Raw genomic sequence first — 14,856 nt, 5'->3', positions numbered from 1 at the left:
GCCCCCCCCCCCCCGAAGACACGCAGGATCAAGCGTGTCTCTCTCACGCCCGTCGAAAAAACCATCCGCGCCGAGTTCGCGCCCATTCGTGATAGCTTTGCCGCTGATCTCTTCAATATTCTCGCTGAAGAAAAAGAGAAAGCCCTGACTGCTCTTATACAGCGCCTGAACGCTCGGTTGAGTGATATTGAAAATGAAGTATTCAGTAACAGAATGTGATTTTCCATAATAGCTATCGTACCATCATTTAATAAATAACTTTTTCGTAAAATCGCCTCTCTTTCACAAGAAGTAAGAGAATATAGACTATAATAGTAAAGACCACAAAGATAATCGAGATCGCACTAAATATGGCTATTTCATTGGCACAGCATTGCAGGAAAGCTTCTCTTTCCTGCTGCCAATAATGTTAATTTTTCTCTTGCCTCAATTTGTATCAAAAATTCAATAATGACCACGCAAGGTAAAGCTAAACGTACGAGGTTCACCGTAGATCATACCATCATAAAATCCAGCCTGTCGCACATAGCTACGGTCAGTAAGATTGGTGATATTGCCCGCAACATCAAGCCAGTTTGTAACCCTGTAACGTGCCATGAGATTGATCAACGTATACCCTCTGACGCGAAGGTTTGAGGCATCATACCGACCATTACCAAGGGGGCGACCCGGATTGGTAGACCATTCCGTATTGGACTGGCTGGATATACCGCCACCAATCGTAAGATGATGTAATTTTCCAGGGAATGTGTAACTCGTTGTCAGACGCACCAGATGATGCGGATCCTGACGATAGTTCAGACCTTTTTCGTAAAGATAACTATACCCAAAAAAGACATTCCAGCCTGGCAGAAGTTCACCTGAAGCATCCAGATCAATCCCTTCTGTCTTTACACCATTGAGTGACTCATAGATTGCTTCACCCGTGTTGGCATTTGTAGTCCCGGTTGCCTGCGCTACATTGCTCTGGCGGTTTAGATAAAAAGCCAGGGATGTATTCAGGCGCTGTTTGAAGAAGGCTCCTTTTAACCCGGTTTCATAACTCTTCCCCAGAACTGGGTTCAGTGGTTTATTGTTGGCATCTCTCAGGTTGGACTGAGGTGTAAAGATATTCGTATAGCTTCCATAAATCGACATGGTTTTAGTAAAATCATAAACCATACCAGCATAGGGCGTCAAAACCGCATTCTGCTGACCTGTGCTGGAAGAACCTGAATAGTGGTTCGCTTTATTGTAAGTGCCTGTATAAGCCTGATAACTGCTCATACGACCACCAAGAATAAGAGATAACCCTTTAGCCAAAACAAAATGTCCGGAAGCATATGCCCCGTAATTTCGTGTTACATCGACCTCACGCGCACGAGTGCGATGGGTCACAAAATTAGGGTATGAGCCGTCCCAAGTTTGCCAATTTTCGATAGGCAGTCCTATAGCACGATATTGGCATCCTGAGTACGGTGTAACACCCGCAATAGAACAGTTCCCTAAAGCCTTGCTAAAGGTATATTGCGTGGTTTCATCATTATAGCCGTTAAAACCGAAAATAAGCTGATGCTCATGCCCCAGAAAGTGAACAGGGCCAGACACATGAACGTCTGCATTATCGCGCCCGTCTTGATACTCAGCATGAAGCGCATTCAGATAGCCGCCTGTACCATCCTGATTCCAAAAGCCGCCATACTTACCCCTGGATGCATTATTAATTTTTGCAACCCCCAAGTTATTATAAGAACTTCCCTGTGTGCGCATATAGCCAGCTTTCAGATGCCAGCCGCCTGAAAAGTTATGATCATAGTTAATAAACGCGGTATACTGATCGCGGGTTGCCTGGCTCCAGTCGGCTACAGGGTTTGTTCGCCGAGGCAGATTTGCCTTTGTTCCATCGGCATACCAGATCGGAACGTTCGTTCCCCAAGATGCGCCATCATTTTGGGTTCTCTCATACTGAAAACCAAAATTTAACGTATCACGCTCAGAGAGATCTGCCGTAAAGTTCGCCAGCGCACCAATACGGTTAACGTGTTCATGTACACGAAAAGTATCCGTATCATCCCATGAAAAAATATACCGGCTGCGAATTGTGCCGGAATGATTAAGTGGTGCATTCAGGTCGGCCATAACACGGCGCTCGTTCCAGTTCCCAAGCCTTAGCAGGCCATTCGCTGAAAATTCGCGCTGGGGTGCCTTACGCTGCATATAAATTGTTGCTGAAGGATCGCCCGTTCCGCCTAGCAAACCATTCGCGCCCCGGACAATCTGCACGTTGTCGTACAGATCCATGTTCATGGATGACCCCACCCCACCAAAACTGGTTGAGGCATCAATCTGCATACCATCAATCTTGTAGTTGGTAATATCAAAGCCACGCGCACGATACGTTGTGCGCCCTGCATTATCATTGGCATAAGACGTAACACCAGGGGTGGTGTTCAGAACATCATCAAGAGTATTGATCTGTTGGTCGTCCATCACCTGCCGGGTCAGAACGGTAACGGTCTGGGGTGTTTCCCGCAGACTTAACGGCAGACCGGTTGATGCGCTGGTTTCCGATGCCGTGTAACTACCACGGTCCCATCTGTGGGCCTTAACCAGAATGTTTTCGTCTGTCCTGGATGCAACGTTGACGATGGTTTTATTATTATGGCCTACCGCCGCTGGTGAAATTTTACGGTCCTCCACCTTTTTTTTAAGCACCTCGTTGGAAGTAGCTTTTTTATTCCTTTCATACGTCGTGTCGGCAGCCTGAGCAGAAAATATTCCCACAAAAGATAGAAATGTCGATGCTAACAAGCAGGTTATTCGGAAAGATATTACAGGACAGGGTATCACATCAGGATCCTACCAAAGTGCATAATGCGACTGATTCTTATAATCACCGCATCTAGCAGGTTTAGAACTTTGTCAAAAGTGACAAAAATTACTATTTGTTCATTTTTCTTCTGCCTAAGTTATTCAACGTTCTTATTCTTGAATTTAAAGGGGTTGACCCTTGAAGGTTTTGAAGAACCTTTGATTGATGCGATAGTGTTCTAATTTCAGAGCATCAAGCAACTCTTATGGTTCTTTACAACAATGTTTGTTTCACACTTGGTGGAGAGTGGGGGTATTATAATGTAAACTGCCACTTGGTGACTCTATTCCGCTCAAGCAACAGAAAGCGGCGTATAATATATACAATAGTGATGAGCCTGACGCTCGTAGTAGTCCCCGTGTTGCTAACTGTTGGGATCAACAACCTCATTCTTTTTTTGAACAGCAAAAAACATGCTCAAGAGAGAACCGGATGAGTGGGTTTCCAGTATTGTTGAAACAAAACCACGCTTTTCAATGAAGTCTTGATTTGCTTACGACAGGTAAGCTTTATTACTGCGATCAAGAAGTCCCTCACACAGTCTGGCACCACCACTGACGGCGGCATCCATCTCATTATATTTGCGGGTTAGCCGAAACTTACGGTCGATGGAAACATGCGATTTATTACCAAAGAAAAGGATGGCGAGATCCGTAGACGGGACCATCCTGTCATCCTGAGGCTTAGCCCTGGTGAACTTCAACGTCCGTCGCGCATGACCGTCTTTATCGGACGGCTTTAAGAGCTTGTCCTGCCAGTTCAATGGGATCCGTCCTTCACGTAGATCGGCCTTATTCGCATTGGTATTGCGCTGACTGGGAGTTGTCACAGTGTGACATTAAGAATATGGCCTTACATCGGTAAGTAACGAATGTTCCGCAGGGTAGCATCAAAGCAATCAAGCAGTGTTTCAACGGCACCCGCCTGGGTCAAGAGTTCGCGAAACAGCCAGACTGTTTGGGCATCCAGCACGCTGTCCGATAGCTCCAGACCAAGGAAGCGCATGAAGGGCAGGTGGTCATTGATCAGTTATTTCCTCCGCTCGTTGGACAAGTTGTTTAGCGTCTGGATGAGCAGAATTTTGAAAATACGCACTGGATCAAACGGAAGAGACTCGCCTTTTGCGACTGTCTGAATAAGTCAGAGCCTTGTCCAGATCTGGCCGAAACACTTAAAAATCCACCGCCCAAGAAAACGCTTCGAGCTGATCTCCAAGCCCACTCAACCGAGCAAGCCGATTTTCAATATCAAAGAACGCTGCTGCTTCATTATTCACCCATCCAATCACCACAGATGGCATAGAGTCACAGATACGCCGTAGAAAATCATGGAGTTTTTAGAACACTCCACATCCAAGAAAGCGGAGTGTTTCATAATCTATACATCCCAATTGTTACAGAAGGAACAGAATTATAAGAAATACCTTAACACAAAACTCATAACTTATTATAACCTATTTTTTAAAAATCTTCATTCAACAAACAAAAATTTTTTATAGTTTTTATTTCAGATCAATTGATTATTTTTTCTGCAGAATTTTATTTTTCTCCGAACAGATCATTTTGACAGCCATAAAACATAAAACAGCGCAAGCTGTGGCTGGAACAATCATAGGCATATCCGAACTTTGACTCAAATAACGAACCCACGCCACCAAATTTTGACCCATGAAAGCTCCAAATCCTCCTACCGAAGTAATAGTCGCTATCCCAATGGCTGCTTTCGCATCTTTTAAAAATTTTGATGGCAGCACCCACAGACAGGGTAAAAGAACATAAATACAGGGACCACCAAGACAGAGAAAAATAAAGCGATAGGAGTTACCATGAACAAATACCGACAATAGAAAGCACAAGGCACCCAATATCGATGCAGAAAGCATTGCATATAGAGGGCGTTCACCCTTTCTTAGTGCTGGAACAATGAAAATAAGCGTCAATGTACTTAGGAAATAAGGAACCGCATTAAGAAATCCATTTGTAGTATAAGATACTCCAAATTCGTTAACCAATGAGGGAAGCCAGTAACTTAACCCATAACTAGCTATCGAAATTAGCATGAAACAGACAGCGAGCTCCATAACGCGCAGATTAAATACTGCGCTAATTATGCTGACGTTCTGCGGTTCCTCTTGGAGGACGGCATGCCTCTCTGTTTCCAAAGAGTCAAGCAACCAGCACGTTTCTACATTACTCAGGAAAGTTTGGCTCTCAGGGCGCTCAGGAAGAAAAAAATACACAAGAATGCCTAGAATTATAGGGAAAATTCCCGTTATTAGAAAAATTATTTGCCAACCAGATAGAGAAGCAACCCCTTGTAGACTTAATAACCAGCCACAAAGAGGACCGCTCACCATATTGCCGACACTGCTCGCCAAAGTAAAATACCCCATCATCCGCACACGATGTTGCGAGGGAAACCATAGTGATAAATAATATATTATTCCGGGATAAAGACCAGCTTCCGCAGCTCCGAGAAAAAACCTAAGTGTATAAAATGTCGAAATGTTTTTTGTATATGCCATCAATATTGTAATAACTCCCCATGATAAGGCAATCCTCGTGATCCATCGAGACGCGCCGAATTTATGAAGCAACATATTACTTGGAATCTCAAAAATCATATATCCTATAAAAAACAATGATGCACCTGTTGCAAAAACAGTGTCACTAATTTGTAGATCAGATGCCATCTGAAGTTTAGCGAAACTAATATTCTGCCTATCTATATAAGCCCCAAGATAACATAGCGTCGCCAGAGGCAATATCCTTATCGCGATTTTGTTTATGATCTTAGTTTCTTTCTGAAGAGCATGTGACATTTTTACTCTCTTTTTTATCTGTTCTTGAGAGAGGCGACAAATTAACAAAATTACGTATTGCAGGCAATTCACTATATCTAATACGCATGGTGATAAATACTTATTTTTATTTTTTATGAAATTATTTGATACGTTCAAAAAATCTATTTTGTTTTTAAAATAAACTCTCAATCGTTTTCTTGCTACCCAACTCGCCAGTCAAGAATTGTGCACGTCCGTTTCCGAAAGACCAATGTGAGTCATTATTTTCTACGACAGATATCATAAGGTCTGATCCTTCAATCCCGCACTCGATTCTCAACATATCAGCTAATATCCTATAAAATTTCATCATCGCTTCAGAACCTCTTGGACGAGTAAAAATCTGAAGTAGTATGAAATTTTCACTTCTCTGGATACCTAGACCCGTATCTTCCATAATCATATGAGAGGGTTTATATTCGGATACTAACTGATAACGGTCACGGTAAGGAACTTGAAACACCTCGAACATGACTTCATGTGAAACATCGAGCAGTTTTTTAACTGCTTCTTCATTACGACCTTCGAAAATATGAAAATGCAGAAGTGGCATGTTTCTACCTATTGTTAGAGTTAATACTTTATTAAACAAGTATATTTTTTAGTTTTTATTTTATTTGTTGTGTCCATCGCAACAGCATTATATAGATCACCGTAGCAAGACTTTACGGCGGAAACGCTTTTTTATGTCTTCAACCAGAAAATAAGTATAAGATCGTTGCGTATAGACACATGAGGATTTTTCTAAACATATATTAATATGATGCTCCACATTCACGTCCATTTGACGATTCCTCCGCGTCAAAAGATAGCTCTGACGAAATAAGTCGACGTATATCAGCAACACTTTGCTGTGCAGCCTGTGTAAGAAGTCGAACATCGTTCGACACGGTGACAAGATCACATCCCCATGTTAGCGCTTTGGCCGCGTAGTCTGCCGAACCATTATGCAACCCCATGCGAATACCCGCTGCGTGCGCTACCGTTTTGATATGCTGAATAGCGTGAAGCATCTCCGGCTCTTCGCGATCAAAACCGGTGCGGTACTGTCTTCCAGTGAGCCCAAGCGTAAGATCTGCTGGACCGACATAAACACCGTCAAGACCTGGAGTACGAACGATCTCTTCTAGATTGCTCATAGCCTCGGCTGTTTCTATCATCGCGAAACACAGCACCTCATCATCAGCAACAGTCGCGTAGTCTGCTCCAATCGCGAAATTGGCCCGCGTAGGACCGAAACTTCTATTACCGTGTGGAGGATAACGAACGTAAGAGACCAGTCGCTCCGCATCTGCCCGGCTATTCACCATCGGACAAATTACCCCCCACGCACCACCATCAAGTACTTTCATGATAGCGCCGGGCTCAAGCCAAGGAACACGAACCATCGGGGCTACACCAGATGCCCGCATGGCCTGCAACATCCCCAGCATACTTTCGTAACCAATGGCACCATGCTGCATGTCTACTGTTATGGAATCATATCCGCAGGATGCCATGATTTCAGCCGAGAACGGGTTTCCGATGGAAAGCCAGCCGTTGATCACGCCAGCACCCTCTGACCAAATCTTTCTTATTGGATTTTTCGGCATGTTTGTTTCCTTGCCTGTTCCTGTCTTATGCAAGAAGCTCAATAAATAACGGGTTCTGAAACAGGACTACCAAAATCTGTCTGAAGAAAATCGAAATCACATCCTTCATTGGCCTGCCGCATGTGGTGGGCTGCCATCCAGCCATAGCCCCGCTCATAACGAGGCTTGGGGGCAACCCACGCTGCGCGACGCCGTTCCAACTCCTCGTCCGAAACTTCCATGCATATCGACCGTCTCTCAACATCAATTGAGATAAAATCTCCTGTTTTTAGAAGTGCGAGAGGACCTCCAACATAACTCTCTGGTGCCACATGCAGCACACAAGCACCGTAACTTGTTCCGCTCATTCGGGCATCGGAAAGGCGTAGCATGTCCCTTACACCTTGCTTAACCAGCTTTTTGGGGATGGGTAGCATCCCCCATTCTGGCATACCAGGGCCGCCTAGTGGACCAGCATTGCGTAACACAAGAACATGATCAGGTGTGACATCAAGAGTTTCGTCCTCAATCGCCTTCTTCATGCTAGGATAATCATCAAAAACCAGAGCTGGTCCGGTATGTTTATGGAATTTCGGATCACAGCAGGCAGGCTTCATCACGCAACCATCTGGCGCAAGGTTGCCTCTTAAGACGGTAAGAGCGCCTCCGTCTTTCCCCGTAAACATTGGTTTATCGAGAGGCCGGATCACATCATTGTTGTAAACCTCAGATTTTTCAATATTTTCACCAACAGTTTTGCCTGTTACCGTCACACAGGAAAGAGTCAGAAAATCTGAAATCCGGTTCATTAACGCGGCAATACCACCTGCGTAATAGAAATCTTCCATTAAATAAGTCTGACCCGTAGGCCGCACATTGGTGATAACCGGCACAACACGGCTGGCCCTATCGAAATCATCTAGCCCGACGTCAACTCCTGCACGCCGCGCCATCGCAATCACATGGATAATAGCATTTGTTGAACACCCCATTGCCATAGCAACGGCTATTGCGTTCAAAAAAGCCTCTTTTGTCTGGATTTTTGAGGGTTTGAGATCTTCACGAACCATTTCGACGATGCGTCGACCAGAATTTTTTGCCATTCGAATGTGATTGGAGTCAACGGCTGGAATTGAACTGGCACCTGGTAACGAGAGGCCAATTGCTTCAGCAATAGCCGTCATCGTACTCGCTGTGCCCATTGTCATGCAGGTACCGGCACTCCGGGCAATTCCGGCTTCAACCCCTGCCCAGTCTTCCTGGGTAATTTTACCTGCCCGCAGCTCGTCCCAGTATTTCCAAGAATCCGCACCTGAACCGAGAGTTTTCCCATGCCAGTTTCCCCGCAGCATTGGTCCTGCTGGGACGTAGATTGCGGGAATATCCATGCTGGTAGCGCCTAATATAAGGCCGGGAGTTGTTTTATCACATCCTCCCATCAGCACCGCACCATCGACCGGGTAAGCCCGTAGTAGCTCCTCTGCCTCCATCGCAAGCATATTGCGATACAGCATGGTGGTCGGCTTCATAAAATTCTCGGAAAGAGAAATTGCTGGCAGTTCAAGCGGAAATCCACCCGCCTCTAATATCCCTCTCTTCACATCTTCAGAACGCTGCCGGAAATGCATGTGACAGGGATTGATATCTGACCACGTGTTCAGAATCGCAATAACAGGTTTGCCTGCCCAGTCCTCTTGATCGTACCCCATTTGCATGGCACGTGAACGGTGTCCAAAGCTACGTAAATCTGCCGGGCCAAACCATCTTTCACTCCGCAGTTTTTGCGTTTGGGGAGCTTTAGCAGCCGTATCGGGCTGAGCTCCGGCGTCTTTCGTCATACGTGCGCTCTCCTTGCCTGCACCCTCTCGTGAAAAAAGAGAGGACCAGTGTTCGTGAGGCCAGTTAGGACGTGACAGAGAAAGAGAGTCCAACTTAGATACTGCATTGATCAAGATAGGATTGATATCAATGCTACAACTTACCCAGATTCGTTGTTTTGTGGCCGTTGCAGAAGAGCTTCATTTTGGACGGGCGGCAGCACGCCTGAACATAACGCAACCACCTCTTAGCCGGCAGATACAACTTCTGGAGCATACGCTTGGTGTCGCACTGCTTGAACGTACCAGCCGGCACGTCCGCCTTACTCAGGCTGGAATAGTCTTCCTACCTGAAGCCAGACGCCTTCTTAGGGGAGCTGAAGATGCCGTCTTAGCCGCACGGCGCGCGGGTCGTGGCGCACTGGGGCAAATTGCCATCGGGTTTACTCCCTCCAGCAGCTATGACTTTCTGCCACAGCTAATTTCTGCCATTCAAACTGAGTATCCAGATATTGAGCTCATTCTTGAAGAAATGATCACGCGGGATCAGATTGCCGCACTCACATCAAACCGACTTGATCTAGCTTTTGTCCGACCGCCTTTTGCCGCAACAGGCGTCACATTTCAGCCCGTCCGGTCTGAACGTATTGTAGCAGCTTTGCCATACCACCACCCTCTTGCACACAAGGATGCCCTTACCGCCACGGATCTGGAAGGGCAGGATCTCATTATGTATTCCGTGCTAGGAGGCGGTTATTTTCATGACCTTGTGCAACGCCTTCTTGTCAGCGCAAACATTCAACCACGACTGATTCATCATCTTACACAAATCCATGCCCTTCTCTCGCTTGTCAGAAGTGGCGTGGGCATGGCCCTAATTCCCGAATCTGCATCGCGGCTCGATATCGGAAATGTTATCTGTCGCCGGCTAGCCTTTGGCGATGACATTCTGGCGGAACTTTATATGGCGCATCGATCACAGGACAACAGCCCTCTGCTTGGCAGCGTGCTGGCGGTTGTCAGCCAGATTACAAAATAGACCGCGCTCGTTCCCGCAGCAGCACGCCCCAGTTTAACGGGGATACTTGACCACTTTGTATCATTCTCATGACGCTATAAAATCGCAGGTATATCTCAGCTGCACATCATGCAGCAGAGCCTTGCCTCTTGGATCTAAAGGGTCATCGTAGTTTCCCAGATTACCCCATTTTATCTCCTTCTAACGTCTCTACGATATAGAAAAATTTAAACCCCAACACATTATAGAAACTGAAAATATTAATAAAACAAACTATTAATAGGTAAATATTGAAAAATTATTGATGAAATAACGTTTTTAACAATTAATTATGTTAAACTATAATTTTTCTATTAAACATAAGCTTGTAAAGCCAAAAATTTCTCTATTCGAAGCTGAAAATTATGTGAAGTATTGATGTCTTCCTGCCAGTAACCCGAATAGCAGAAAGCCCCATCATTCAACCTAAGAGTTTGTCCAGAGTTAAAGCGATATGAATTTTGAATAGATCTATTTAGAGATTGGTTTTGATCTTTCACCACATAGTGCTGTGTATAACGCAGGATCATGGAACTCCGATCGTTCGTATGCTTGCAACAATCCAATCTATTCCATATCCCGCATTAAGGGAGACACAAGGTGAATATAACAAAAGGATCGTTAGAAACCCAAACAGCCAAAGTCTTTTCAGCAACCGTACGCCCCAAAAGGCGAACGGTGATTCGATATTTTGTTCTTGCGTTTTTATTTACCATCACAGCGATTAATTACGGGGATCGTGCCACTCTAGGAATTGCACGATCAAATATCTCCCAGGATCTAGGGTTAAGCCCGGTGTCTATGGGATATATCTTCTCTGCGTTCGGTTGGGCTTATGTAATCAATCAGGTGCCTGGAGGCTGGCTGCTTGACCGTTATGGTTCCATACGCGTTTATGGGATAAGCCTCTTCGCATGGTCCCTATGTACCTTGGCCATCTCAGGTGCGGGTCATGTTCCACAAAGTTTGGCTTTCCCGGTTTTGTTTTTTCTCTGGGCTGGACTGGGTCTAGTGGAAGCACCGGCTTTTCCCGCCAACAGCCGTATCACATCAAGCTGGTTTCCTATCGGTGAAAGAGGCCTTGCCACATCCATTTTTAATTCAGCCCAATACGTCGCGGTTGCCTTCTTTGCGCCTTTAATGGGCTGGGTCACGCAACGTCTTGGCTGGGAGTACATATTTGCGATGATGGGTTTTCTGGGCGTTCTACTTGCCATTCTTTGGTTAGTCACAATGCGCCCTCCCGCACAGCATCCACATGTCAATGATGCAGAACTGACTTATATTCGCGAGGGAGGTGCTCTTATCGATATTGACGACAAGAATAAGAAAATAAAACACAAACTCACTCGTCAGCAGGTTCAGTTTATGCTCACGGACCGAACATTGTTGGGCGTATACGGTGGGCAGTATTGTATCAATGTTATTTTATATTTCTTTTTGACATGGTTTCCATCTTACCTTCATCAAGCGCGCGGTCTTTCTCTCACACAGACTGGTTTTGCGGCTAGTGTGCCGGCGCTTTGCGGCCTATTGGGTGCTATTGTCGGGGGAGCATTGTCTGACAGACTACTGCGCTCCGGTCGTTCAGCAAGTTTTGCGCGTAAGACACCTTTCATTGTGGGCATGGGGTTAGCATCCACTCTTTGTTTCTGCAATTTCGTACAGTCACCTCTGGTGATTATTGCGATAATGTCGCTTGCTTTCTTCGGCAAAGGCGTAGCGGCGATAGGGTGGGCCGTAATTTCCGACATAGCACCGAAAGAAGTTCCTGGCCTTGCAGCAGGAATTTTTAACGCGATCGGCAATGTTGCTGGCATCGTAACACCTATCGCGGTTGGTTACATCGTGTCACTCACTGCTTCTTATGATGGTGCATTATTGTTCGTTGCCGTCCACTGCATTGCAGCTATCCTGCTTTATCTTTTTGTTGTCGGAAAAATCCGCCGGCTTGCTCTACCTGCCTGAGTTAATCGGCGCGCTTTTTCTAAATACTGCGCAGTAAAAACACGTCCTATCAAAAATAAAAATAAAAGGACAGCAACATGAATAATCAAGGATTGACATCTCGCGAGAGTAATCGTCATCGGCTTCACTGCGTGTCATCTTTTCCCTTTAGCGTATGCACTTCCTCTCTCTGGCTTATTACTGGAAGTCTTTATCTCCTCACAATGGGGAGCGCTAAGGCTCAAATAACAGGTCTTACAGCAGACAACCTTCCGATAGTAGAAAGGCATACCGCCATTCGGAAATCTCAATTTTTTACAAAGGCATCAAAGCAAACATCTCCTACAGATGCAGTAATAAAAAGAGAATCCACTGGTAGTAACACTAAGGAAACAGATTCCCGACCTCATACAGTTCACGACATTTCTTCCGCTACTATTGCCCCAGCAAGCGTGCGCTGGAATCAGCTGCTACCACCATTGACGTCTCGTCCAGAACTTTACGGACAACCTCAGTCTCTGGGTTTGCATCAACTCCCGGGAGCATTACTGCATCAGGGACCTTGGGGAGTATTCAATACAAATTCAGGAGCTGCTGCTGGTTTTGGAACTGTTGCATATTACGCCGTAGCGCGCTGGGCCGAAGACTGGTCCAATCTGCGAGACAAGCACAACCATCTCGACCCGATGGATACGTTAAAATATATACCATTTAATAAAAATGGAGATATATACATTAGTTTTAGCGGAAACTTCCGACATCATGGTTTTTACGACCAGAATGCAGGGCTTGGTGCGACAAAACGCTCTCCTTCTTACCGGTCAAACTTGCGTTTCAATGTGGGGGCAGATCTACACTTGACAGATCATGTGCGTCTATATGGTGAATTGATGAGCGGCGAAGCTGGTGGCATCAATTATTATGGATATACTGGAAGATGGCGCAGCAAGATTGAACTGCATCAGGCATTTCTTGAAATAAAAGGGAATTTTCTTGGCGCTAAAAGCGGTATCATGATTGGTCGTTATAAGTTTCTAGATACTCCTGCTTATTTTACTGGAGGCAGTGTATATCCCTCGATTCCTTTTTCATGGAATGGTCTGCGTGGCTATGCGTTCTGGAAACGATTTCGCATTGACCTCTTTGATCTAACGCAAACAAACGAACTCCCTCTCAAACCTTTTGCTGACACGGTAGGATGGAGAAACAGACTCTTTGGAGCCTATACATCCTATGCAGCGCCAAACTTCAAACTTTGGGGACAAAAAAGCCAGATTTTCCTCGACACATTCTATCTTGGATTCATCGTAGCCGACAGTTCACTTGCTGCCGCTCACGGAAATACAATAGGTTCGACACATCGCGATACACCCGGCACCCGTATTTGGGGCAATGCGGGGCCTATTGAGTTCTCAATTGGTGGTATGTGGCAAGGAGGTACATTTTATTACCAAAAAAACGGTCCTTCTAGAAACGTAAATGCTTGGGCAGTCAATGCCCAAGCATCCTGGCGTTTCAACCAATGGTGGGGACACCCTTCTTTAGGTCTTCAGTTTGATGACGTGTCCGGCGGAGACTATCGAAATAACTCTACGAGCACATGGGGCGGTTTTCTGTCGCCTTATTCGCCTTCTGCCTCTTACCTCGATTTAAGTACTTATTTTAATATGCAGAATGTAGTCAGTATTGGTCCACTCATAACACTTACCCCGACAAGCAACACATCATTACAACTGAAATCTCCCGTAATGTGGCGTAACAGTACCCATGACGCAATATATCCGCAGTCTACTTTAGGCTTTCCTTACAGACCTCACGACCATTATACAGGTGTTCTACCCCAAGCCAGCTTCAACTGGAGGCCAACCCGACATATTAGCTTTAGTCTTGAAGGAGAATATGTCTTTTTGGGTCGTAATATTTTGCGTTCGGGTGCTGCTCAGGGAGCCTATGTTCAGTCAAATCTGGAACTGACATTTTGAGATAACAATATCTCTCAATGGTAGAACTGCATATTTTTATGCATCTGATGATACCAACATTTCATGGCCTCAAACATTTATTGTGAGTGATTTATGACGGAAATATTTAAAGGGAAAGTAGGATCGTTTCTCAAATTACAATAATCAGAATTTGATAGAATAAAGTGAAACTACCGGTCTGTCTTAATACATTTTCCTACTGATGCGCAATCCATGCCCTCGTAACCTCATAGAAGATGAATGATTTGAAAAAATTTTTTGGTTTTAATTGTATGTATGTGCTACATATTCTCCGTTATTGATTATACTATTCATGAAATAGTCTGATTTCTTTGATATTGAAGATTACCTAGGCTCAGGACCTATTAATTTATTGAACTGAGCGAGAGATTATGATTCACAGGCTTACCAATGGAGGGTAGCCTGTGAGTGATGTGTTTATGCTGTCTGAGAGCCAGATGAAGCGGATTGAGCCGTTTTTTCCTCTGGCGCACGGAATACCACGCGTGGATGAGCGGGGTCGTTTATGTTATCCGTAACGGCCTTCAGTGGAAAGACTCTCCGAAAGCGTATGGTCCGCACAAGACTTTGTATAGTCGCTTTATCCGGTGGAGTAGCCTCGGTGTTTTTGACAGAATCTTTGTTGCCCTGACAGAACAGGCTGGCCGTTCGAAGCGTCTGATGATCAATGCAACACACCTCAAGGTACACCGGACATCGGCGTCCCTGCTCGAAAGGGGACTTTTCCCCGCCATATCGGACGGACAAAAGGCGGCCTGAACTCAAAAC

Annotated in this window: 8 protein-coding genes and 3 pseudogenes; 5 read left to right on the top strand and 6 right to left on the bottom strand. The window is 45.2% G+C overall.

Translation table 11 applies throughout. The features are described 5' to 3' along the window. Window positions 1–219, top strand: a pseudogene (locus tag Abin_RS14030) (MarR family winged helix-turn-helix transcriptional regulator); the annotation flags it as partial. A gap of 225 nt (window positions 220–444) precedes the next feature. Here Abin_RS14030 and Abin_RS14025 read toward each other — a convergent pair. The 6 genes and pseudogenes from Abin_RS14025 to araD form a co-directional block, all read right to left on the bottom strand. Further along, window positions 445–2,694, bottom strand: a complete 2,250-nt coding sequence (locus Abin_RS14025; protein ID WP_258027430.1) for a TonB-dependent siderophore receptor — start codon at window positions 2,692–2,694, stop codon at window positions 445–447. A gap of 412 nt (window positions 2,695–3,106) precedes the next feature. Then, window positions 3,107–4,151 (bottom strand): annotated as a pseudogene (locus Abin_RS14020) (transposase). Window positions 4,152–4,370: 219 nt separating this feature from the next. Continuing rightward, window positions 4,371–5,672, bottom strand: coding sequence for an MFS transporter (locus Abin_RS14015; RefSeq protein WP_048848017.1), 1,302 nt, complete (start codon window positions 5,670–5,672; stop codon window positions 4,371–4,373). Window positions 5,673–5,826: 154 nt separating this feature from the next. Beyond that, entirely contained in the window at window positions 5,827–6,246 is a 420-nt protein-coding gene (locus Abin_RS14010) for a tautomerase family protein (protein WP_048848028.1), read from the bottom strand. 202 nt (window positions 6,247–6,448) lie between these two features. After that, complete coding sequence (locus tag Abin_RS14005; protein ID WP_048848025.1) at window positions 6,449–7,285, bottom strand: HpcH/HpaI aldolase family protein; 837 nt, start codon at window positions 7,283–7,285, stop codon at window positions 6,449–6,451. 38 nt (window positions 7,286–7,323) lie between these two features. Beyond that, window positions 7,324–9,102, bottom strand: a complete 1,779-nt coding sequence (gene araD, locus Abin_RS14000; RefSeq protein WP_048848016.1) for an L-arabinonate dehydratase — start codon at window positions 9,100–9,102, stop codon at window positions 7,324–7,326. Between the two features lie 130 nt (window positions 9,103–9,232). On the opposite strand from araD, the gene Abin_RS13995 reads away from it, so the two are divergent. The 4 genes and pseudogenes from Abin_RS13995 to Abin_RS13980 all read left to right on the top strand — a co-directional run. Beyond that, the gene (locus tag Abin_RS13995) at window positions 9,233–10,120 is read left to right on the top strand and encodes a LysR family transcriptional regulator (protein WP_048848014.1); all 888 of its coding nucleotides are present in this window, start codon (window positions 9,233–9,235) and stop codon (window positions 10,118–10,120) included. 618 nt (window positions 10,121–10,738) lie between these two features. Beyond that, the gene (locus tag Abin_RS13990; protein ID WP_084593667.1) at window positions 10,739–12,106 is read left to right on the top strand and encodes an MFS transporter; all 1,368 of its coding nucleotides are present in this window, start codon (window positions 10,739–10,741) and stop codon (window positions 12,104–12,106) included. 77 nt (window positions 12,107–12,183) lie between these two features. Continuing rightward, a complete protein-coding gene (locus Abin_RS13985) occupies window positions 12,184–14,067 on the top strand; it encodes an alginate export family protein (protein WP_255319411.1) in 1,884 nt (627 codons plus the stop codon). A 425-nt stretch (window positions 14,068–14,492) separates the two neighbouring features. Then, window positions 14,493–14,856, top strand: a pseudogene (locus tag Abin_RS13980) (transposase); the annotation flags it as partial.

This window comes from Acetobacter indonesiensis (genome assembly GCF_000963945.1).
Classification (GTDB): domain Bacteria; phylum Pseudomonadota; class Alphaproteobacteria; order Acetobacterales; family Acetobacteraceae; genus Acetobacter; species Acetobacter indonesiensis.
Note: the sequence above shows the minus strand (reverse complement) of the source record. Positions and strands in the feature narration are given on the sequence as shown.